15 protein-coding genes and 1 pseudogene are annotated in these 24,091 nt (G+C 42.3%); 1 reads left to right on the top strand and 15 read right to left on the bottom strand.

What is annotated here, in order from left to right:
* The 14 genes and pseudogenes from PL9631_RS26200 to PL9631_RS16565 form a co-directional block, all read right to left on the bottom strand.
* Nucleotides 1-659: pseudogene (locus tag PL9631_RS26200) on the bottom strand (hypothetical protein); the annotation flags it as partial.
* 140 nt (nucleotides 660-799) lie between these two features.
* Complete coding sequence (locus tag PL9631_RS16620) at nucleotides 800-7,480, bottom strand: eCIS core domain-containing protein (RefSeq protein WP_083621990.1); 6,681 nt, start codon at nucleotides 7,478-7,480, stop codon at nucleotides 800-802.
* Nucleotides 7,477-10,368 carry an eCIS core domain-containing protein gene (locus PL9631_RS16615; RefSeq protein ID WP_083621988.1) on the bottom strand — a complete coding sequence of 964 codons (2,892 nt, stop codon included), beginning with the start codon at nucleotides 10,366-10,368 and terminating at the stop codon, nucleotides 7,477-7,479. The genes PL9631_RS16620 and PL9631_RS16615 overlap by 4 nt, the downstream gene beginning before the upstream one ends.
* A 207-nt stretch (nucleotides 10,369-10,575) precedes the next feature.
* A complete protein-coding gene (locus PL9631_RS16610; protein ID WP_156090595.1) occupies nucleotides 10,576-10,719 on the bottom strand; it encodes a hypothetical protein in 144 nt (47 codons plus the stop codon).
* Between the two features lie 41 nt (nucleotides 10,720-10,760).
* A complete protein-coding gene (locus tag PL9631_RS16605) occupies nucleotides 10,761-12,026 on the bottom strand; it encodes an IS701 family transposase (RefSeq protein WP_083621987.1) in 1,266 nt (421 codons plus the stop codon).
* Between the two features lie 139 nt (nucleotides 12,027-12,165).
* Nucleotides 12,166-14,601, bottom strand: coding sequence for an eCIS core domain-containing protein (locus tag PL9631_RS16600; protein ID WP_083621985.1), 2,436 nt, complete (start codon nucleotides 14,599-14,601; stop codon nucleotides 12,166-12,168).
* Between the two features lie 513 nt (nucleotides 14,602-15,114).
* Nucleotides 15,115-16,959, bottom strand: a complete 1,845-nt coding sequence (locus PL9631_RS16595) for an eCIS core domain-containing protein (RefSeq protein ID WP_197046390.1) — start codon at nucleotides 16,957-16,959, stop codon at nucleotides 15,115-15,117.
* Between the two features lie 206 nt (nucleotides 16,960-17,165).
* Nucleotides 17,166-19,205 carry a hypothetical protein gene (locus tag PL9631_RS16590; protein WP_083621983.1) on the bottom strand — a complete coding sequence of 680 codons (2,040 nt, stop codon included), beginning with the start codon at nucleotides 19,203-19,205 and terminating at the stop codon, nucleotides 17,166-17,168.
* A gap of 137 nt (nucleotides 19,206-19,342) precedes the next feature.
* Nucleotides 19,343-19,519: a DUF6760 family protein gene (locus PL9631_RS27205; RefSeq protein WP_331281270.1), complete on the bottom strand. Its 177-nt coding sequence runs from the start codon at nucleotides 19,517-19,519 to the stop codon at nucleotides 19,343-19,345.
* Nucleotides 19,489-19,812: a hypothetical protein gene (locus PL9631_RS16585; protein ID WP_083621981.1), complete on the bottom strand. Its 324-nt coding sequence runs from the start codon at nucleotides 19,810-19,812 to the stop codon at nucleotides 19,489-19,491. The genes PL9631_RS27205 and PL9631_RS16585 overlap by 31 nt, the downstream gene beginning before the upstream one ends.
* 20 nt (nucleotides 19,813-19,832) lie before the next feature.
* Nucleotides 19,833-20,174 carry a hypothetical protein gene (locus tag PL9631_RS16580; RefSeq protein WP_083621979.1) on the bottom strand — a complete coding sequence of 114 codons (342 nt, stop codon included), beginning with the start codon at nucleotides 20,172-20,174 and terminating at the stop codon, nucleotides 19,833-19,835.
* Nucleotides 20,171-20,695, bottom strand: coding sequence for a phage tail protein (locus PL9631_RS16575; RefSeq protein ID WP_042155423.1), 525 nt, complete (start codon nucleotides 20,693-20,695; stop codon nucleotides 20,171-20,173). The genes PL9631_RS16580 and PL9631_RS16575 overlap by 4 nt, the downstream gene beginning before the upstream one ends.
* Before the next feature lie 129 nt (nucleotides 20,696-20,824).
* Nucleotides 20,825-21,334 (bottom strand): phage tail protein, encoded by a 510-nt coding sequence (locus PL9631_RS16570; protein WP_231516754.1) that lies wholly within the window; start codon nucleotides 21,332-21,334, stop codon nucleotides 20,825-20,827.
* 180 nt (nucleotides 21,335-21,514) lie between these two features.
* On the bottom strand, nucleotides 21,515-22,036 hold the full coding sequence (locus PL9631_RS16565; RefSeq protein WP_083621977.1) for a phage tail protein: 522 nt from the start codon (nucleotides 22,034-22,036) through the stop codon (nucleotides 21,515-21,517).
* A 55-nt stretch (nucleotides 22,037-22,091) separates the two neighbouring features.
* Here PL9631_RS16565 and PL9631_RS27060 point away from each other — a divergent pair, with 55 nt between their 5' ends.
* A complete protein-coding gene (locus PL9631_RS27060; protein WP_269321705.1) occupies nucleotides 22,092-22,214 on the top strand; it encodes a hypothetical protein in 123 nt (40 codons plus the stop codon).
* Between the two features lie 28 nt (nucleotides 22,215-22,242).
* Here the strand turns inward: PL9631_RS27060 and PL9631_RS16560 are convergent, their stop codons facing one another.
* A complete protein-coding gene (locus tag PL9631_RS16560; RefSeq protein ID WP_083621975.1) occupies nucleotides 22,243-24,021 on the bottom strand; it encodes a phage tail sheath family protein in 1,779 nt (592 codons plus the stop codon).
* Nucleotides 24,022-24,091 lie beyond the last annotated feature (70 nt).

Genomic DNA, 24,091 nt, shown 5'->3' with positions numbered 1-24,091 from the left:
TGTTCTCCCCGTTGAACAATCCCCGACTCTAATTTCGCTTGAGGTTCATCATCTTCTTCTGAGCGTTGAACAATACCCGACTCTAATTTAGCTTGAGGTTCTTCTTCTTCTTCTGAACGTTGAACAATACCCGACTCTAATTTAGCTTGAGGCTCATCTTCCTGTTCTTCCCGTTGGACAATACTTGATTCTAATTTAGCTTGAGGTTCTTCTTCTTCTTCTGAACGTTGAACAATACCCGACTCTAATTTAGCTTGAGGCTCATCTTCCTGTTCTTCCCGTTGGACAATACCCGATTCTAATTTAGCTTGAGGTTCATCATCTTCTTCTGAACGTTGGACAACACCTGATTCTAATTTAGCTTGAGGTTCTTCTTCCTGTTCTTCCCGTTGGACAATACCTGATTCTAATTTAGCTTGAGCGAAGGTAAATTTAGGTTGAACGGGTGCAGTAACTTGAGGTTGTGTTGGATAAAGGGGAATTTCGGCAAAGTTAAACCCTGGTTTAGAGTTTCCCGACTGTAAAGAGGAAGTATTTTCACTAACTGACTTCGTTTCTGCTTGCGGTTCTGCAAAGGGACGGGACTGAAATTGTGCCTGGACAGGCTGAATATCATGATGGGTGTTTTGAATATTCCGTTTTCGTTGAAATGCTTTCATAACCATGCCCCTGAATTAGACTGACCCTGAGAAACTTACCGTTGATGTTGCCGTTAGTATTACATGATTTCTGTACAAATCCTATTCTACTTTAGTCTAAATCAACCCAGATAAGTCCAGTTTTGGAAAGTAAGGAAACTCTATTTTTTCTTCGGATCAGCCCGAACAGAAATTTCAACGGTTGCAGGATCAATTCGCTTAACTTTAGTATTAACGTCAAGCGGGTTTTTGCCTAGCTTATTGCCTTGCTTAGATTGAGATTTAGCAGCTTCTTTTTCGTCTGCCAATTCTTCCTGAGCTTGATTAGATTTAGCGTCATCTTCTGCTTCTTTTTGGGTTTTTTCAGGATTAGTTTTTTGCTTTTCTTCTTGAGCTTTGGGAGTTTTTTCTGGTTGATCTTCTTTGGTTTTGCCGTCTTTGGTTTTGCTGTCTTTTTTAGACTTAGATACTTGACTTAACAACCCTCCCAATAAACTACCGCTTCTGGGTCTAGTTTCAGGTTCTTTAGGTGTGAGATTATCTAAATTTTTAGCGATCGCTGCGTTATTTTCATCCGTCGGTTCTTGGGGACAGCCTTTGACCTGAATATCGTAGCTGATGCTATTACCAATAGTGGCAGAACCCACGACTTTCAGCAAATCTAAGTCAAAATCAACACAGAGTTTATCCAGTTTTTTCTGAACAATATCGGGGTCTGGATATTGATTAACAATTTGTTGAATTAAGGTGACGATATCATCAACAATATCATCGGGTAAAGCCAAATTATTAGCAACGGATGAACCTTTTTTCTTGCGTTGATCTTTTTGCTCATCCTGACCTTGCTGTTTTGTAATCATCACCCGCATCGTCAGTTTATTACCCCGAATGCTTTGAGTGATATTAGCCTGTTCTTTTTGTTTACCGCCGCCACCTCCAAAACCCATGCTAAGACCTGATACTAACATACTGCCCCCAATCAGAAGTCCCGCACCGACAAGCGCTGACGTTTGGCTGTTTTTATCGGATTTTGGGGGATTTTCACTCTTGTCTAAAGCTTCTGAATCCCCTGAACTGTTTTCTGCTTCTCTCTGAACAAAGTAAGGCACTTCCTCACTGACTCGCTGCACCGTGCGAGACAACAGGGGGGATTCACCGGACTGTTGGACAACGTGGGTAAGTTCGTGAGCGAGGAGCCTTTTACCACTAGGACTTTCAGGTTCATAATTACCTTGGCGGAAGAAAACATCAGATCCGGTGGTAAAGGCGCGGGCGTCGAGGGAGCGACTAAGGCGATCGCCTTCGGTATCATGATGAACCCGTACCTGGGCAAAGTCAAAACCAAAGGCATTTTCCATCGGTTCCCGCACGGGGGTAGGTAGGGGTTGACCTTGACCAAGGGAACGCTGAATCGCTGTTTCTACGCCGGAATCAGCATCAAGCATTTGATCAGTTCCGGCAGCTTGGCGCTGGGCTTTTGTTGATTTATCGTCATCGGGAGCAACCCCAGTAATCACATATTTACTGCCATCGGGTTTCAGGATATTTAGACTTAAGGTTTTGAGTTTATATTGAGATTTCAAAGCCGGAAGTTGACTTTTTACTAATTTTGCTTTAGGTTTTTTCTTGATAATTGATTTAAGTTTTTTAGCAACTTTAGGCAAAATCTTTTTCTTATCCATTAATTTGGCCGTTAGTGTCAAACTAGCTTTCTTCTTATCCCCTTTAATTTTCTGTTTGACAACGAGTTCATTTTTCTTATCTTTCCAAGCAGATTCAGCCGACCGTTGAACTTTAGTAGCTTCCGCTTGACCGACAATTTGATATTTATTTTTACCTTTTTTAGTCAACTTCAACTGTTTCAGTTTATGTTTAGACTGAATTCCTGAGAGTTTTTGACCTACGGCATCAGGATCTCGGAGATTTCTCGCTATATTTTGAGTGTGATGACCCGCGCCTTTAATTTGTTTCTGGGCATCATTCTGAGGTTGTTTTTTATCTTTATTTTTCTTGTCTTTATTTTTCTTGTCTTTAGCCTTTGTGTTTTTAGCCTTTGTAGCTTGAGAATTTGTGCCTTTGCCTTTGCGGGCTGTTTTTCCTTTCTTGCTTTTCCCGCCACCAAAGAAAGCGGCTGCTCCTCCAAATATTCCCCCGATAGTTTTATCCACAGGTGCTTTTAATGTAGTCACAATTTTCTTAATTTTACTAGGAATTCCCCCAACACCAATTAGAGACGCTAAGAATCCTAATAAAACAGGAATCATTTTAGCCAAAGCCTGTTCAATCATCATCGCCATCACCGCCGGAGTCCCGTCACAAATGGCTTTTAAAGTATCTAAAATTGCTTGGACAAAGAGTTTAATATCTTCCCGTTTTTCCACAAAAAAGCAAATCACATCAAAAATCACTTTAGCAATTTTAGCAATTCCTGACGCTGGATTCATCATCCCAATCAGCCAACTAATCCCCCCCTTGACAATTTCCACAATTGCCATTTCCATCAAACCTTTGAGGAAGATTTTTTTCATATCATCCAAAGAGGATTTGATGAACTCCCAAACCCCTGATATACCATCTTTAATTAAGGTACTAAAGAAGGTGAAAATAAATTTTACGCCCGGTTGCAGGCCTGAAATAAAGTCAAGGGCGTCTTCTCCTAAAGACCCGATTAAATCCTTAGCAAATCCCAGAATACCGCCCAGGCCACCAGTAACACTTCCTAAGATGTTCTGTACAGCATCCGGGAAAGTTTCTACGGCTTCTACCCCTTCATTGATTAAGGTCATAATCACATCGGGGCCAGCTTCTACGACCAATTTAACTAAGTCCCAAAGATAGTTGAGACTATCCAGGCCTTTTTTGAGAACAACATCGAGAATAAACTGAATTAATTTCGTAGCTGGCCCACCTAATATATTTTCAACAATGCCAAAAATATATTCTTTTGTTAAACCTAAAACCTGTAAAATAATATCTAAAAATCCTTTCAAATCAAATTTTTCAGGAAGTTTTAAGTCTCCTAAATTACCAAATAACCAAGTAATTAAACCATTGAGTAAATGTTTCGCAATATTATTAGCAAAATTCTTAATTCCATCTCCAATCCCTTTAAAGAGATTCTTCATAAATAGCACCGGATCATCGATCAGGGCATCAATCACATCCTCGGCCAGAGATCCAATAAAAATACTTAACATTTTCTTAATCGGCCAGAGGAGAATTTTAATAATATTCTTAGCTAAATCCGCAATAAATTTTAAAGCTTTACTAATTAAGCTGGCATTTTCGGCTTTTAACTGTTCAATGCGTTTATCGAGTTCTTTTAAACTAGATTGATATTTTTTAGTTAAATCTTCCAGGAGTTGATTTTGTTTATCGCTAATACTCTGCTCAAGTTGATCAAATTTAGTTTGCACATCCGCCGCCGATTGAGCCCCAATTTCTTGCAGGTCTTTTGGTAAAGATTGTACATAAGCATTGACTTTTTCTCGCCCTTGGTTAACTTCTGTTTGGGCTGCGGTTAATCCTTTTTCAACAATTCCACCAATATTAGAGATACTTTTTTTAACTTCTTCAATATATAGTTTTTTTCCTTCTTCATAAAAAACATTAACTTCATCGGGTAAGCCAGCAAACTTATCTCTAATCCAGGTAATAAAGTCAAAAATGCGAAGTTCCCCGACTTTCACCATTCTGATCCCAAACCAGTAAGGCTTAGGTAATTTAATCGGAAATACCAAAGTATAGCGTCTATCCTTATACTCAGCCATTCTCCTTTTAACATGACCTTCAAAAGCATTTTTAGCCGCACTAATCCCGCGATTAAACTCAGTATTAACATCACTATCCATTTTCCCCAAAATACCCTTAACACTCCCCTGAGTTTTGTCAAAAATACTTTGGATATTGGTATTAATTTCAGTCCGTTTAATTTCGTCCTGAGTCTTGGTTGCCTCTTGGGAATCTCCGGTCTGCTCCATTGACTCTGTACGAGTTGCATACATATCCTGATTGGACTGTTTAGCCGATGCCTGGGCGTCAGTTTTGGCCGTCGTCAGGGTTTCCTGTTCTTCTTGACGGAATTTTTTGGGGCCTTCTGTGGTAGCATGGGTCTTGGCTTCTTTTAAGGCATCTAAGGCTTGCCCCCCGCCCTCATCTTTCCAGGTTTCTAAACGGTCTACATTCAGGGGAACTTCTGAATCCGGTTGGGCAACGGACTGGGGTTTAACTTCTTCTTTGCGTTGAATCAAGACTTCGGGAAGCAGTTGAATCGTTTCCGAGAGAGAGAGTTGAATTGATGATTCCTCTGGTTCTAGTTGTAGAGATTGGGGTTCGGGCGTCGCCATCACTTGTTCCGCCACTTGATCGGCTTGAACTTCATCAGGATCACTGCTAGAGCCAACTATTGACTTCGCCTGAATCTCACCAAACGCACCCTCTAAATTCTCGGTTGTTTTTGCTAAAGGTTCTTCAATTTCCTTGTCTGTTTTTGGCTTGGGAACGGCTTTTTCCGCTTCAATTTCCGGGGGTACAGCCCCCACAACTTCCTGAGTCGGTTCCAACTCATCAACATTTTTAGGTTGTTCGGCAGCCGGTTCTGGGGGTGCTTTACTTTCCTCTGGTAAACCCCCGCCCGATTCTTTTTTGGCTCCTTTAACTTCGGTATTTAAAGCATTTTTAATATCATCGGTTTTGCCACTACTAGCAAAATTATCAGCTTGATCCGCGTTTTTGGGTTTAACTAACTGTAATTTTTCTAATAAACTGTCTTCAAAAACTTTGCGGTCAAAGGGTTTCGGTTTTTTATCCTTTAGATCATCCATTTTTGTCGCTTGGGCTTCCCGCATTTGTTGGTCGGGATCTTGGGCGGCGGTTTGGGCTTCCTCGGCGGCGGATTTGGGTGACTGGTGACTGGACTGCTGATCGGCTTGTTGTTTGGACTGTTTAATCACTGCCTGAAAAGCGGGGTCTGCTTCGGGTGTCGTTGGCGCTTGATCACCTCTGACTTCGGGGACGGCGATCGGTGAAGTGTCGGCGATTTTCGCTTCCCCTTCCGGGATGGGTGGGACGGCTTCGGGCTGATCCGTTTGCTCAAGAGGGCCTTGAGGATTTTCTACAGCCCCGGGTTCGACTTTAAGCGGAAGCGGCACACTCTCTTTCGGGGGATTTTGACCGCTTGCATCTTGTTTGCCTTTTTCGTCGGCTTTATCTTTAACTTTTGTTTCAGCTTCTTGACTTTCTTGTTTAGTCTGAGATTCTATTTTTTCCCCACTTTCTTTCTCTAATTTTCCTAAATTCTCCCCAGTTTCACCGGATTTAACTTTATTTTTAACGGTATCTGTATCTTCCTTAACTTTAGCGGTTTGAGTTTCAACTTTTTTCAAAGATTCCGCCGCTAAATATTTTTTTAGTTCAGCGCCTTTATCATCATCACTGTACTTTTCCTCTGAGAGTTCTTTCTTCGCGTCTTCTTTTTCTTTGTCAACGGTCTTTTTCCGTTCCTCTGACTTAGTTTCGGCTGTTTCTTTCGTATCCCCTTTAGTAACTGATGCTTCCTCAGTCTTGGTTTCGGTGGTGGCTTCAGCTTTAGTATCGGTTGTCGTCGCTTTTTTCTCTTCGGTTTTTGAGGTAGCGGGTTGAGACTTATTTTTATCTTCTTTTTGTAGAGATTGTTCCGGTAATGTTTTTAAGCCGGAGAGATTCAAGGGCGGATTTTTTTTAACTCCATTTTTAACCGGAGAAGGTTGGATTTGACGCTGAATTTGGGATTTTTTTTGATTTTTCCGACTCAGAGATTTGGGTTTAATTTTAGGGCCGGTTTGTTGAATTGTGTGGGTGAGTTCATGGGCGAGAAGTTTCTTCCCTTCGTCGGTATGGGGTGAATATTTACCCGAATTAAAATAGACATCTTGCTCATGGGTAAACGCTTGAGCACCGAGATCTTTACTTAATTGAACCGCATCGGAACCCGTATGAACTTTGACCCCACTAAAGTCATTCCCAAATCTGTCTTCCATGAAACCACGGGTTTCGTCCGGTAGGGGGTTCCCGCCGCCTTTGCTACTTTTAACGCGAGTTTCAATATTCTCGCTGGCTGCAAATCCGCCGTTTCCTTGGCGGGAGATCAAGGTAGACTGTTTCAGGGTTTGGCTAATCCCTGATGGAATATGGTTATCTATGGCTTTGAGGTGAACGACCCCTTCTATTTCCTTTTGTTGAAGAATTCCGCTTAACCGTTTCAGGTGAAGGGTTGCTTCTTGTTCATATCGCTGAATTGTTTGGGCTAGGGGTTTGAGGTGAACGGTTCCATCTTCTTCGTGGCGCTGTTGAATACTTTCTGTTAAGGGTTTGAGGTGAATGGTTCCCTCTTCTTCCGGTGGAGGTTGAATGGTGTCCGTTGTCGGTTTGAGGCTGACCTCCCCCTGCTCCCCCTGCTCCTCTTCTCCCCCTGCTTCTCTTCTCCCCCTGCTCCCCTGCTCCTCCTGCTTCTGCACTGGAACCGTCATCGCCACGACTTTATCCGCCATTGCATCGGCTTCTTTCTCGTATTTATCCCCAGGCGCACCCACAACTAACTTGGCTTGCGGTGTGGCGGGAATATATTCACTAATCGAAATTTGACCAAAATTATAGCCGGAATTAATATTCTGATTCCGTTGTATTTCGGGTGGTGGAGGAGCCGCCCCTGCTAATTTTTGTTCGCTGGTACTGTCATCTTCTTTTAAAGCTAGTTGTTCATCCGCAAAGGGCCGCACACTGGTTAATCCCACCGTTGGTGATAGTTGGGGAATGGGAGTCGGCGTACTTTTTTTGACGGGTGTAACAACAGCTTTGGTATTCATGGTTGTTCCTCTTCTTTTTGTTCTGTATTTACATCGTTTTGTATTTTCTGATTCATGCTCTCATCCTCAATTTCTGAACTAGCCGAGTTGTTAGCATTTTCCGTGGATGGGGGTTGTTCTTCTGGTCTTTTTGATGGGCGATCGCCAAACAGCTTTTGTTCAACTTCTTTACTGGCTTTACCCACTAATTCTTTGGATGTTATTAGACCAGCTTGCACATTTTGTTCGGCTTGCTGTAACTGTTGTAACCAATTGGGGTCTGCGACTTCTTTACCCTTCCCATCTTTAGTATAGTCAACTATCCGACCTCCGATTTCAGCACCAATTCTTCCTTCTTTGCTAGTACCTGTAGAGGAAAATTCAGCACTGGTTCCCGTTGCATCATGATATTGACCATAAATATCGGCATGAGCCATTCTGGAGGTTTCTGCCCCGATGAGCAAGCCACCGGGTTTGTCCAGGGTTGGCGGTTCATAGAAAATGTACATATGACCATGACTACCATCGGGTAGAATCACTCCACCTGCTAGATCTTCTTGACCAAGCCCGCCCAGGGGTATATCCATACCATAATGTTCTTCGGATTGACCTTTGCTAAAATTATTTCCTTTTAACTCTTTAAATGTTCCTTTGTTATCTATGTTAATATCATGGGTCGAAGCTATACGAGTATCTACTTTGGCTTTGTGATATTCAGTGTTTTCTTTTTTGGCCTGGTTAGGTTTAAGTGTCGATCCTCTTTTATCTTTTTCTTGAGAGTCATTGCCTAAAAGCCAATTAATAAACTCGTTTCGATCTTTTGTATTATCAGCAAGTGGGGGTAATTTAACCATCACACGGCCTCCGTGAGACAGGGCAACGGCTGTTTGTGCTGGCCAATCCTTTTCAAAAGGCTCTTTCTCATCCTTACGATATTTTAAGCCATCGTGGAGAATAATAAAAATCCTTTGTAAAATATTTTTTGCTGATTCCGTTTGTTCTGAGTATTTTTTAGCCTGTTCCTGAAATTCAGGCTTTGCATTATCGGATTTTCCTTCTAGGGTTTTCTCCCACATATCGGTATCTTTTCCATAAATAGTTTCCTTGAATTGTTCTTTATTTTCTCCACTTTTAAGCTGTTGAGCTTCATAACGCAAATATCCAAGAGTTTGCTTGTATTGATCATCAGCTATCCCCAAATCTCTCTGGGCTGTAGCAATTTGAAGACGATAGATGTGGCTAAGGATATGACCCCCTGTTGCTAAAGGAACAATCCCAACATAATTACGATGCTTCTTCTGCCTATGCCAATCACCTGCGGTCTTCTTGTCTTTTGCTTTTTCTTCAACTTCTTGTTGTGTGAGAAAATCATATTGTTTAAGATATTTTTGCCCATTTTCACTTTGGCTTAAGGATTTTATAGCCTGGATATGTTTGTCCTCTAAAAATCCTTTTTCCATATCTAGTCTTTGAGCTTTTTCAGTTTTCTTGTTTTCTGTTTTTCCATGTTTTGTTAATTGCCATGTTTCTACAGATATCAAATCTTGTATAGCTTCTAAATCCTCTTTACTGACTTTTAAATCATTCCCCTTCTCTTGTTCTTGTTCTGATGCTTCTTTACTAGGTTCAAAATCCATCACCTTTTCTGCTCGAATATACTTAGGAGGGGTGCTATCTTTAATCTGATACCATTCTATTTTGCCTTTTGGATTTTTTTTATGATCATCATTATTATCACTGATTTCAACAATGTTACCTTTTTCATAAGGTTTATTATCTTTAATTTTCTTATCATCCTGAGTTCTTGCCTCAGTTTTTTCCTTCACCAAAACAGGTTTCATTTGTAGCTGGTATGAGATCTTGACATTAGAGAAAGATTCTCTTTTTGATTGAATTTTACTTGCCCCCTGCTGCACAACATGGGTTAATTCATGGGCAATTAATTCCTGTCCACTTCGACTTCCTGGATTATATTCTCCCCGTTTAAAAAACAAATTTGGCCCCGTTGCAAAGGCACGAGAACTTAGGGAACGATTCAATTTATCTGATTGACTATCAGTATGTACTTTCACTCCACTAAAATCAGCCCCCATTGCTTTTCCCATCTTGCGTTGCATTCCCGCATCTAGGGGACTTCCACCACTTTTAGCACTTTGAATTGTTGTTTCTATATCTGTTGAAACTGCACCCCCACCCAGGGATTTATTTTGGGGTTTAGCTTGAATTTCTTCTTCTTCTCCCTCTCGTTGAATATTAGAACTATCAGGTTTAGCCTGAATTTCTTCTTCTTCTTCCCCTTCTCGTTGAATATTAGAACTATCAGCTTTAGCTTGAACTTCTTCCTCTTCTTCCCCTTCTCGTTGAATAGCAGAACTATCAGCTTTAGCTTGAACTTCTTCCTCTTCTTCTCCTTCCCGTTGAATTGCAGAACTATCAGATTTAGCTTGAACTTCTTCCTCTTCTTCCCCTTGTCTTTGAAGGTCTGAAATATTAGGTTTAGCTTGAACTTCTTCCTCTGCTTCCTGACGTTGTACTCCTTTAGAAGATGTGGCTTTTTCTGTAGTAGGAGTATTAATTTGTTTGACCACTTTTTCAGCTACACTATCCGCTTCCTGTTCATATTTGTCCCCAGCTTGACCGACGGTTAATTTTTTTTGTAGGGATAAATTAAATTTAGGTTGTATTCTGGCTGCTGACCCCTCTGTCTTTCCTGAAATCGGGATTTCAGCAAAATTAAAGCCCTGTTTTTTCTGTATTTGCTGATGGTTTATTTCTTCGGTTTGGGGCTTCTGTGGGGCTGCGAAGGCACTGTCTATGGGGCGAATACCTGTTAGGGATTTCGCTTGAATTCCGGTTTGATTGACAGATTCTACTTCATGGCGATTCTGTTTTTTTAGTTGTATTTTCATCGTACAGACCCCATTGCTTGATTCCCAATACATTAGAAACGATCAATCCTTAGTTGATTCTATCAAAAAAAAGTTTGAAAATCAAATAGACTTCAGTATAATCAAAAACAGTTAAACCCCGATTGCCACAAGATTCCTTTCTTTTTAAAATTCTGATCCGGTCGTATTTTCGGTGTGGGACAAGGAGAACCTGCTAATTTTTGCTAGTTAGTGGTTTCCTCCCTCCTCCATTAAAGCTGTTGATTCATCCACAAACAGCCGCACACTGGTTAATCCCACCGTTGGTGACAGTTGGGGAATAGGAGTCGGCGTACTTTTTTTGATAGGTGTAACAACAGCTTTGGTATTCATGGTTGTTTCTGGGATTTTAACTAATGGGACTTAAACAAAAATTAAGACCAAACAAAGCCTAAACTAGCTTTATAGGCTGCAAATACATCCCTATTATCCTGGAGCCACTCCACAAATCGAAAAGAAATCGCTGTGCGAAAGGCTTCAAGGGCATCAACAAATGTGTTTAAGGGTTTGTTCGCCCATCGACGTCTTAACCCTCCAGTTAAACTATGCCAGAGAATAAAAGTATAGGCACAAAATACCAAAATCCAATGTCTGATTAGACTTCTTTTATCTCGGACTTGATATTCTTTTAGCCCTAACCAGCCCTTTGCTTCCCTGTAAAAAACTTCTATCCAATTTCTTTGTGAATAGGTCGTTACTATCCACTCTCCTGTAGCTTTTGAAGCTTCAACATTAGTCATTAAATAATCAATATCACTGGCTTGGTCGAAAGTAGCAGCATTCATGACGATGGCTATTACTTTCTTCCCTGCATACTTTGATAATTCAATTTCTTTTGTTGCTACCCACACAGTTTTGGGTTTTTCCAGTTGGAGTTGAATTTCACTAAAAGCTCCTTGGGGCAACGATTTAGCTAAATTATCTAATCGAGTTTCCTCGGTTTCATCTTCCCCTTTTTTGAGGATTACCTTTCGATTCTTGGCGACTCCCCCTATATATTTTAATCCTTTTTTCTCTAACTCTTGTAAAAAACTTGTGTTATTTCCATACCCGGCATCTGTTAGCACAATTCCCGGTCGATATCCTCTGTCTAAGCTCCTCTCTATTAATTCTAATGCTATTTCTGGTTTCTTTTTAAATTCGGGGTCGGCTTTTCCTAAGGGTAATGACTCGGCTTTTTGATATAATTCTATATCTAATGGTAAGCTTTTTTTGCCATCGTATAGATGGCTCGTTACTGCTACGATTCCATTGTCGGTTTTTCCGATTTCTCCGATGTATTGTCGTCCGACTCCATCGGTAAAATTTCCGCTTTTTCGATGTCCTGAATCATCAATAATTAGAGCAAATCCCCGACTAATCTGGGTTTGCTTACACTGATTCATCACCTCCAGCCGACGCTGATTTAGTTTCATTGCTGACCAAGGAGCTTCGGTTAAAAAGTGGTGTAATCGGTGGTAAGTTACTCCTACGGCGTTATTCGCCATTTGCGACAGGTTTTTTCGCTCACTTTCTCCCAATAATCCCCCTAAATAGTTCCTAAATTCCCGTTTTTGCGCTTGATGGCTGAAAATATCGTCAAATCGACCACACCATCTATCGAAGCAAGGGGGCATTGCTGCCGGGGTTGTCTCTTTCATTCGTTATTCTTGAATATTCTTGAATGTTATGTGCTTGCTATATAATCATTATCACCTATTTAGCTCCTTATTTTTGTTTAAGTCCCACTAAGAGAAAATGATTCTCTATCAACACCATATTTTGATTGTGTTTCAGATATCAGCCATTTTGTGACTTCAACTGCCCTGCTAATTTTTCAATAAACTGATTCAATTGCTCGTGGGTAATTTGATCACCCTTTAATTTCGTAGACATTGTTTCCGTGGTTAATGGTTTGTCTGTGTATCCCATGGGGTTTAATTTAACCAATAGTTCCAAAGCGGGTTGCTCCCCAAGCCTTGCCTTCTCAATGATCCTTTTAGCACTTTCCTCCCGATGAACGCCCTTCGTGCCTTTTAACAATTTGTAGAGTCCTTTCACCTTGGTGAAAGCCTCATGCACTAACGTTATTACCCCTCTTCCCAGGCTGATAATCACAGAACCCAAAGCACCAACACCCGTAACCAGTAAAAGATCACCGATAATGTCAATAATAGCTCCCACCACATTACCAACCGATCCCAAAAATCTTCTCCGGACTTTACCATAACCATGTTTTGTCGCTTCCTGTAACTCTTCTGATACAGCATTAGATTTTGCCGTATTCAGTGCTTCCATAGCGGCATAATTATCGCGGACACTATCAATTGATTTTAATAAATTCCCTATAGAACCCAGAAAAGGTATGTGGCCTATGGCTGAAGTCAAACCATCTGTGGCAAGAGAGCTAGCTTTTTCTTTTCCCGGGACAGTTTTCTGAAGGTCTTTAAGAAATCCCTCAGTTTCCTTGCCAACTGCCTCAGCTTTCTTCTTCGCATCATCTCCAAATTTTTCCTTAGCTTGCTCCTTAGCTTGCTCCCCAAAATATTTTTTAAGCTCTCCTTTTGTATCCTGTTGAGATTTCCCACCTTTCAATTGCCCGGATTCTCTTCTTTGTGTCTGAACTCGGTCCCATTCTTTATTCAGTTCATCCCTAGCTCTATCTAAATCGTTATATCTTTTTTTATTATTTTTGTCCGTCTCATTTTTAGGCTTGGCTCGGTTAAATTGTTGGTTATCTGCTAACCAACCTTTCACCAATTGGTTAAGATTCTTTAGATCTTCTTCTTGCTGCGAGTATTGCGTATCTTCGGCAGGAATTTTGTTGTATGTCGTAATCCCCTTTTGTATTTGTTCTGTTCTTGTTTGTCCTATTGTCTTCGTAGTAACTGTTGAGTCATCTAGTGGTCTGATATCGAGGACTTTACGTTGCAAAGGTTGGTAAGAATTTGAGTTTGCCCCAGTTGTTATTTCCATGACTTTTAGGGGTTTTCTTTGAACAGCTTTGACCTTACTCATAATTGTAGTTTCTTTGCGTTGAGGTCTATCTACTCTCCCCGCTCCCTGCTGCACAACATGGGTTAATTCATGGGCAATTAATTCTTGTCCACTTCGACTTCCTGGATTATATTCTCCCCGTTTAAAAAACAAATTTGGCCCCGTTGCAAAGGCACGAGAACTTAGGGAACGATTTAATTTATCTGATTGACTATCAGTATGTACTTTCACTCCACTAAAATCTGCCCCCATTGCTTTCCCCATCTTGCGTCGTAGTCCCGCATCTAGGGGACTTCCACCACTTTTAGCACTTTGAATTGTTGTTTCTATATCTGTTGAAACTGCACCCCCACCCAGGGCTTTATTTTGGGGTTTAGCCTGAATTTCTTCCTCTTCTTCCCCTTCTCGTTGAATTGCAGAACTATCAGCTTTAGCTTGAACTTCTTCCTCTTCTTCCCCTTCTCGTTGAATTGCAGAACTATCAGCTTTAGCTTGAACTTCTTCCTCTTCTTCTCCCTCTCGTTGAATTGCAGAACTATCAGATTTAGCTTGAACTTCTTCCTCTTCTTCTCCCTCTCGTTGAATCGCAGAACTATCAGCTTTAGCTTGAACTTCTTCCTCTTCTTCTCCCTCTCGTTGAATGGCAGAACTATCAGCTTTAGCTTGAACTTCTTCCTCTTCTTCTCCCTCTCGTTGAATCGCAGAACTATCAGATTTAGCTTGAACTTCTTCCTCTTCTTCCCCTTCTCGTTGAAGGTCAGAAATATTAGGTTTAGCTTGAACTTCTTCTTCTTCTTCTCCTTGTCTTTGAAGGTCAGAAATATTAGGTTTAGCTTGAACTTCTTCTTCTTCCTGACGTTGTACTCCTTTAGAAGATGTGGCTTTTTCTGTAGTAGGAGTATTAATTTGTTTGACCACTTTTTCCGCTACACTATCCGCTTCCTGTTCATATTTGTCCCCAGCTTGACCGACGGTTAATTTTTTTTGTAGGGATAAATTAAATTTAGGTTGTATTCTGGCTGCTGACCCCTCTGTCTTTCCTGAAATCGGGATTTCAGCAAAATTAAAGCCCTGTTTTTTCTGTACCTGCGGATTTTTGGCGTCTTCGGTTTGGGGTTTCTGTGGCGCTGCGAGGGCGTTGTCCATTGGGCGAATATCTGTCAGGGATTTCGCTTGAATAGCCGTTTGATTGGCAGTTTCTTCTTGATGGCGATTCTGTTTTTTCAGTTGCATTTTCATAGTCAGCCCCCATTCATTACTTGCAGCTTAATACATTGACCAAGGCGGGTTACATTTTTATTTATTAATTTTATCAATAAAATTGACAACCAAATCTATACTTAAGTCTAATTTTAGTTTTATCAGCAGAAAAAATTAGAGGATTTGATGCAATATGGCAAATAAAATAAGCTATTGGATATTTCTGAAATAGTCCTTAGATGTATTCCTACCAGGAGTCAATAGTTCGGTCATCTGACTACGAACCTTGACATTAAATTCTTGCGCCATTGTTAAAATTTTTACTTTTAAATCTGATGTAGTCTGCTTTACTATGATGTTCATGAACGAAAATCCGCTCTCATTTTACTTTTTGTAGGTATCGCTTTTTTAGGGTATTGAGGGGTCAATTTCATCACCTCTTTGTCCTTCTCCAGATAGTCCAAGACGAGTCTGTTCCTCGGATTGGGTTATTCTTTTCTTTAAGCCTAAAAGTTCCGCGTGCATTGCGTTCTTCTGCTGTCGTACTTTAGATCAGGATTTTGATTTTGCGTTACTTTTCCATTTGTTGCCCATATTCTTCAATTTCCCCGCAGATATACCCTTTGTGCCACCAGATCCCGTGACCGTTAGACCACTAATGGTAGAAGTTGTCCACGCTTCGGGTGATTTGAGGATCGTCTGCAATTCCATTTGATCAATCGTTTTGGCTTTTTCTTGGGCAACCGCACCTTTGCCAACGCCACTCAATTCGTGAATAAAGATGCCCGTGATGGAGGGATTTTTCCGTAATTCGGGTAACTCAGCCGTCCAAAACACAGACCCCGTCCCCGTCCCCGTAGGTACATACACATGTACCTCACCAGTAGCTTTAGCGGCAAAGTTGGCACTCACGGCTGCCCAGACGTTAAAAGATCCTCCCCACTGCATATACGAGTTGTTGTCGTTCAGTAAAAGATCGCCGTTGACGTTCTTCAAATCTGCATTGCCGCCTTCAAGTGCCCCAACAGCAAAGAGATCTAACAAAGCGCCCATACTTGTCCGATTCAGTGGTGTTCCACCACCTGATACGCCCATTTGCTCGTTTAACTCTTGGCTGTTAGCGGCGGGTCGACCGATGTTAATATTGCTCCATAAAGTGACATTATCAACCTGTAACTTTTCACCCTGACCAGTTTCTACGATTTTAGTCAGAAACTGTATGTCTTGTCTGAAGGCTTCTAATTTGGCTAACTGTATTTCAGTCACATCCACCGCTTTGGCTCTTTCAGAGTCCTCGCCCCAATTGGTCTCGTTCCAGCGCGGTAACAAGATCTCATGCCGTTTCATCGCCGACGAAAACCTTTGCCAGATGAGAGACATTTCACCTTCGGGGATTTCACGTTTCACCATTTTTTGGAGTTCTTGCGCAAATCTTTCCTTATATTTTTTGTTTCGGTTAATGGTCTCGAAAGCCTCTTCTTTAGGTGTTTTCGCCGATGCCAAGCCATCCTCGCCTTCTCGCTGGATGGCGTGTTGGCGCTGCACAGCACCCCCATTCTGCTGCACAACATGAGTTAACTCATGGGCAATTAACTCCTGTCCACTTCGGCTACTGGGCTCATAGGCTCCCTGCCGAAAGAAGAGATCTTGTCCTGTCGTAAAAGCTTTAGCCTGAATTGATTGATTTAATTGATCAGACTGAGCATCAGTATGAACTTTCACCCCACTAAAATCTGCCCCCATTGCTTGCCCCATCGACCGTTGCAGTCCCCCATCTAAGTGCTGTCCACCCCCTTTAGCAGTTTGAATTGATGTCTCTAATTCTGTTGATGCGTCTCCACCAGTCATAACTTGCTGATCAAGTTGGGTTGATTTAGCTTGAATTTCTTCTTCCTCTCCCTGACGTTGAATTGCAGAAATATCGGGTTTCATTTGCAGTTCTTCTTCTTCCTCCTGACGTTGAATTGAGGAAATATCAGGTTTCATTTGCAGGTCGTCTTCTTCCCCTTCCTGACGTTGGACTCCTTGACCCGATGTTGACTGTTCCCCAGAAGGAGTATTAATTTGTTGTACAACTTTTTCGGCTACCTGATCCGCTTCCTGTTCATATTTATCCCCAGCCTCGCCGACAGTTAATTTTTTTTGTAGGGATAAATTAAATTTAGGTTGTATTCTGGATGGTGACCCATCTGTGTTTCCTGTAATCGGGATTTCCGCAAAATTAAAACCCTGTTTTTTCTGTATTTGCTGATGGTTTATATCTTCGGTTTGGGGTTTCTGCGGTGTGGCGAGGGCGTTGTCCATCGAGCGAATATCTGTCAGGGATTTCGCTTGAATTCCGGTTTGATTTACAGATTCTACTTCATGGCGATTCTGTTTTTTCAGTTGTATTTTCATAGTCAGCCCCTATTAATTACTTGCAGGTTAATACATTGACCAAGGAGGGTTACAATTTTATTAATTGTATCAATAAAATTGACAACCAAATCTATACTTAAGTCTAATTTTAGTTTTATCAGCAGAAAAAATCAGAGGATTTGACGCGTACGATCGCCTGGGCGGTTGCTGTAATTGGTCTCGAACCTTATAGCAAATAAAATAAGCTATTGGATATTTGTGAAATAGTCCTTAGATGTATTTTCACCAGGAGTCGATAGTTCGGTTATCTGACTACGAACCTTGACATTAAATTCCTGCGCCATTGTTAAAATTTTGACTTTTAAATCTGATGCAGTCTGCACCCCAAGAATCTCCTTCATTGTATCAACGGCTGCTTGATTCTTTTCATCTTCACTGTCAAATTTTTTATTGCCTTTACGAATAGCTACCAATTGACTATCTATATCTTTAGCAATTTCATGGGCAGTCTTAGACTCTATTTGTAGGCTGGGGAAATCCTTAAATTTGTACTGGCGTAACTCCGCCACAGCCAAAAATAAACGATAGAGATATTTAGAAGAACGATAGAAAATTTTCCCATCATGGGCATTGGCATAATGACTCAAATCTTTGAGAAAATCTCCGAGTTGCTCGTTAAAAGATTGTAAGAAATGTTCGGGTTTGAGAGAGTTCATAACTGCTGCCTTTTGGTTTGGGTTTTTAGCTCCCTGTACACCCGCCACAATATGTTTAACTGCGCCTTCACTATGATAGGCTTCTGCGGCATAGAAGTACGCCTCTCCTAACATTTGTTGAACTTGAGCTTTGAGCGCTTCAACTTTTGTGGGTTCACCCGTCCCCAACTTGTGAATTGTTTGTTGAAGTTGACGAACTTTAGCCATCCGGTCGAGGTAAAGCTCATTACTTTTCTTCAGAACTAAGTCGGAATCTTCATGGGTAATTGCCTGTAATTCTTCTGCCCCTAATAATTGCTTGCGGATCTCATCCTTGTACTTGTTATTCGGCAATTGGCTGAGAACTTCTTCTTCTGCTTTACCCAATTTTGTGTGTTCTTGAATCCTTTGTTTTTTCTCGTCACTCATTCCGTCTTGATTGATTTCTTGCTTGACTTCACCTAGCAATTCAGAAGCGGCAATCTGATAAATAGAATCGGCTTCTTCATATTGATTACGAGTGAATTTTTGCTGCTCTGGATCTGTAATATTGTTAACAACTTGATTAACATAATTATCCCATTCAACTTGCTTCATGTAGCGCCGTTGTTTGACTAAAGCTGCCATATCATGGGAAAGACTAGCTATTTTACCAAATTCGCCCTCGACTTGCTCAAGGTTTTGATCGGGTTTTTGCTCCCCCATAGCAGCTTGATTGTCAATATTTTCTTCAACTTTCAGATAATTTTTGGCATATAAGTTAGTATCAAATACTGTGCCGGGTTCAACGCCAAATTCTTTACGAACTTGAGCATTAAACCATTTGATTGCTTCCACGTCTTTTCCTGAACCGGGTGTAGAAATTGTGATGTCGTAGTCTGAGGTGGGATCTGCGCTCCCGACAGATTGGGCAATTAAACCGGGATAGGTATCACGAAGGACGCTAATCAATGAATCAACATACCATTGGCGAAAGTCAAACAATTGCCACATGGTTTTCTGATCACTACTAAATTGTTCTTTAACTTTATCCCAGCTTTTCAATTCTTTAAAGGTTGATTTAATCCCTGAATAATCATGAACAACTTGGAAGTTAGATTCTGACCGTTTCGCATCGGATTGATGAGGTGTTTGGGTAGGTTGTTGATTAGCGACGGGTTGATTGGCAGCCGGGGCTGGCCCGGTGGCTTCTTCGACATTATTGAGTTGCTTTGCTGCCTCGATAGGAAGAAGATCGAGTCCTCTGGCTTTGCGAATCCGGTTGGCGTGTTTGATTTGGTCTGGGCTGAGTTTGCGTTGAATAATTGGAATACTGCTTTGCTGGGTTATATTTTCAGGGCGATCGAAAAATTTGGGCTGTATTTTCGGTGTTAACCCCTGCGCCCCACCTGCAAAAATTGATATTTCCGCAAAATTAAAGCCCTGGTTTTTCTGTATTTGCTGATGGTTTATATCTTCGGTTTGGGGTTTCTGTGGTGTGGTGAGGTGGTTGTCCATGGGGCGAATATCTGTCAGGGATTCTGCTTGAATTCCGGTCGGATTGACAGATCCTGCTTTCTGGCGATTCTGTTTTTTCAGTCGTACTTTCATCGTCAGACCCCATTGCTTGCAGTTTCAGACATTGACCAAGGTGGGCCATATTTTTATTGATTGTATCATTGACATCCTCCCGACACCAACGTTCCTTTTGGTGCGAGTCTTCTGGCTCCCCTTTTTGATAAAATTGATTAGGACTGGGAATCAACTAAATAGGCGATTTCCTGAACCCAACGCTGTCTTTCTCGGTGGTCTAAATTCAGAATTTCCTCCCGTGACCAGTGAAAGTGAAATGCAATAAAGGCTACCTCCCGATATAACTCCTCTTGGGGGTAGCCTACAACTCCCCCGTGGTAGAAATTGCCGATTCTGGGGGGTTAATAGCGTTGTAAACTTCCTGTAAATATTGCCAGTCGGTGAGAAACAGTCCTTCTAAATCTTCTGGGGTGACGGGTGATAATTCCCCTAACTGGAGAATAACCCGTGAAAGCAAGATCAGAGTGCCATAGGCCTGATTTTCCAAGCTGCGAGGGTCGGTCTGGTATAATTCATCTTGGCCTGTGGCTAAACGCATTTCCCCGTCCCGGTGTCGTCTGTCTTGGGTGTCCAGTAACCCGACGGGTAGGGAAAAACTAAAGGTGATCGGAGATTGGTTTTCCATCAAACATCGTTAATTCAGAGCTATTCAGGTTGATCATAAACTGGGGATGGGGTGGGAGAGTCAGGTTGGTCTTCCTCTAAGTCATTGATGTAGCGATAAAACTTCTGTAAATAGCTTAAATCGGAGGCAAATAGATTTTCAATTACCATGGGTGAAATTTCTTCTAAAGTGCCTAACTGAGTAATAACACGAGAGAGAATAATTACAGTCGCATAGGCTGGATTTGATTTAACTCTAGGATCGCGCATGGGAACAATTTCATCAATAGCCCGGGATAATCGCATTACACCCTGACGGTGACAATCCCCCTGTTCATCTAGGTATCCTTTGGGTAGGGTAAACTCAAATTCAGTTTGGATCATGACAAGGATTTTGGAAGGGTAGGAACTCGCTGAAAGCTTTCTACTGCTAATTCTAGTTCCTCAAAAGCAAGATCTGAACCAGAAACAATGTTGTCAGCAACGGTGTAGGAAACAGGCCAAGCCCCTTTAAAATTAAACCGAGCACCTTCTTCACTACTTTGGCGATAGATGACTAAAGAACCATCATAACTTTGAGTTGCCCATTGACCTGCTTGTACATTCTCAATCCATTTCCATAAGGTAGTTGATGCACTTAGACCGCGACGCAAATTAATATTATTAACTTTTTCATTTCCCGGCATTTTTGTTCTTAGGACTCGTCCCCGTTTAGCTTTGCCCCAAGGTTGGGGAAAAACTTCAGCTAATTCTATTAAACTTTGGGTATATTTAAACCCTTTGCATTCCATAAAATAGGCATCAACAGGATCGCTGCTTCCGTTCAGTTTTAGCTCAACATAAAAGCGAGCAATGGTAAGAATCTCTGATAAATTTTGTTTTAATTGGTCTTGATTAATTTGCATACCAAATAGGGAATAGGGAATAGGCAATAGGCAATGGGAGAAAGACAGGGAATGGGCAATAGGCAATAGCAATAGAGAATATCTTTACCCATTGCCCATTGCCCATTGCCCATTCCCTATTGCCTGTCGTTAGAGCTTACTTCCCCCAACAGGAACCCGGAGCATCCCGGCGTGAGCAACTTCAATGGTTTCTTTAAAAATATCGGCACTGTCAGCTTTTACCTGAGTGGTTTTGTATTTAGCGGGAATGGCATCTTTAATATTCCATCGGGCGCCTTCTGAACCATCTTGTTTGTAGAAAACCAGGGAAGCTTCGTAACGCCGAGCCATGGTTTGCCGACCGCCTTTCCCCATTGCTTGTGGGTGTGAATCCACATACCATTGCAACAGAATATCGTTGTCAATTGCTGTTACAAACTCTAGGGTAATATTTTGATAACTGACGGTGGCGGGGGTGGTTTGTGTATCCGTAGTCAGACCTTTGCGGGTTCCGATAGGCTTGCCCTCAGAAGCGGGATCAATGGTAATTGAAAGTCCACTAGCTTTGGAAATCAGTAGCCTTGTATTATTATTAATTTCTAAGTAAAAGCGAGAAACTGTCAGGTATTCCATTAGGCTTCTCTGAGTTGCTGCGGTCATTTTAAATATTCCTCCTAATTAATAGTTAGATTGATTTTGTTTTAACTTACTGTCGCTCATCTGGCCCGATTTATCGGGAGGTATGTTGGCAATTAACAATTACGAATTAATAAATTAATAAATTAGGAGTTAGCTAATTGTCTCGTAATTCGTAATTCGTAATTCGTAATTCGTAATATGTCACCGACCACCATAGGTAACGGCAGCACCACTGACGGATTTGACTTTATTAATTCGTTCAGCCACCAGTTCATAGGTTTCTACTGCTAGATCTTGACCTGTGACATCCGCATCGGCAATGGAGTATTTTTTCGGCCAAGCGCGTTCTAAATTCCACCGGAGGATTTCCTTACCGTTGGGGTCATAAACAACAACTGAGCCACTTTTACGGTTATTTGACCAGTTACCGTTACCGCCCTCACTAACGGGTAAGCATTCTTGAAACCATTTGTACATTTGGGCGCTGGCACCTTGGGGAGAATCGCACAGGTAAACTTCAACGGTCATGGCGGGGTTAGAATCGTAACCGCCCGAGGTGGTTTGTCGGTCATGAATTCCGCCTTTTGATGAACCTATGGGTTTAGCATTTCCTGTGACTTTGCCTTCATAGGAAATTTGAGCCATACTTTTGATTTGAGCCTGAGTAATTCCGTCAAACTCTACATAAAATCGAGAGGCAACAGTAGTAACAACTCCGACCATATTTTTATTCCTTTTGTAAGTTTTTAGTGGGGAAATTAGGAATGGGTAATGGGTAATGGGAATTACGAATTACGAATTACGAATTACGAATTACGAATGGGGAATGGGGAATGGGGAATGGGGAATGGGGGAAAATAATTACTATGCAGTAATGCTGTGGATTGACCCTAATACCTGAAACCCTAAACCCCAAACCGGGCTTGTATTTAACTGAATTCGCCACCTTCTTCTTCGTTTTCATCACCGGTGATCTGACTCATGCGGAAGATCACAAATTCAGCAGGACGAACGGGGGCTACACCGACTTCAACATACAAACGGCCTAATAGCATCGTTTGTGGGGTATTAATTTCTTCGTCACACTTGACGTAGTAGGCTTGAGCCGGACTACCGCCAACTAGGGCTCCTTCGCGCCAGAGGGAGTCAAGGAAATTACCGAGGGTGCGTTTAACCCGTTGCCACAGGTCTTCATCGTTGGGTTCAAAGACGACCCACTGGGTTCCCTGTTCAATGGATTTTTCAATGTAGCTCATCAAGCGACGGACGTTAATATAACGCCATTGAATATTATCCGCTTCCACCAGGGTTCGGGCGCCCCAAATCCTGAGACCTCGGTTGGGGAAACTGCGGATACAGTTAATTCCCAAGGGGTTTAATAATTCCTGTTCCCGGAAGTTGCAGTCATAACTCAAACCGACGAGACCCCGGGGGACTTCATTGGCGGGAGCCTTATGGACGCCTCTGGTTTCATCCACCCGTGACCAGACACCTGCAACATATCCACAGGGAGGAATGGAAATCGGACGCCCGGCATTCCGGGGGTTGGGAACTCTGATCCAAGGATAGTAGAGAGCCGCAAATTGAGAACGACGGTTAAAGTCTTCGGTGAGCCAACGGGCCACATCTTGGGGTTTAACTCGATCGGGAGGAGTATCGAGAATCACCATTCGGTTTGGTGGGTTGGGGATATCGCCCGCCGTCGCACCTTCACTGAGACTGAGCATCATATCCATGATCCCATGAAGCTGATCGAGGTTCATCAATCCGGCTTCGTACACGCGCATTAAGTCGGGACAGGCAACAATGGTCACGTCGTCGATTTCAAATAGACCCCTTACCCCTGTGCGATCATCCCGTCCACCTTCGACATATTGACTAAATAGTTCGGGCTGAACGTCCAGCGGCGGGGGACTGACTTCATAAAAGCCATTATTGGGGCGTTTTGCTAGGGGGCTACCTGTAAGGGAAATGTCTGTGATCCGAATATAGCTGGACTCTTGCAGGGCATTGAACACATAATCGGCCACGGCGACGTCGGCTTGGGCGTTCATGGTCAGGTGTTCGTAGCGTTCTAGTTCCTCGCCACCTTGGGTGATGACAACGGTGAAGTATTCCCCTGTGTTCGCGGGTATAGCAGTGATTGCCCTTGTCTGTGTTGCCTGATCTGCCTCTGTACCTGCCTCTGCTGAGGAGGTTGGGGGGAGGGCGGGTGCTGGGGTTTTGGGTTGCCCTTCGGTAATCCTAACGCGGATGGTTCTCTCGTTAGCTGATACTAAAGCGCCGTTAATGTTTTCGGTTGAGGCTATTCCGGGATCGTTCAGGGAAAACCGCAGGGCGGGACGTTTGGCGCGGTTCATTACCTCTGTGCCTAATTCCGTTGGTGCTGGAGCCGCAGAACCTGGTAATCTGGTGCCGATACTGGTTACCCAACAACGGCCGCCACCGTTTAAAAACCAGCCGTAAACTGAAAAGGGCAGGTAGGCGTTGAAGTCGGTGAAGCCGTCGGAATTGGGGCGGGCGAAATACTGGAGGTATTGGCTCCAAGTGGTGACTAACATGGGTTTGAACATTTCGGCACCACCGCGCACATCTTCGGTAAAACCGAGAAATCCGGCGATCGCGGTGGGGACTCCTGCTATCGGACGACTTCCTCTATCAACTTCTTCTACATAGACACCTGGAGCAAAATAGTCAAGTCTTGCCATATTTCTTTTCCTTATATCAATATTTAGCCTTCGAGTGCTGCTCAACAATTTGCTATGCAGCCCAGATCGG

The sequence above is a fragment of the Planktothrix paucivesiculata PCC 9631 genome (genome assembly GCF_900009265.2).
Classification (GTDB): Bacteria; Cyanobacteriota; Cyanobacteriia; order Cyanobacteriales; family Microcoleaceae; genus Planktothrix; species Planktothrix paucivesiculata.
The sequence above is the reverse complement of the archived record's forward strand: the minus strand, read 5'-3'. Positions and strand labels throughout refer to the sequence as shown.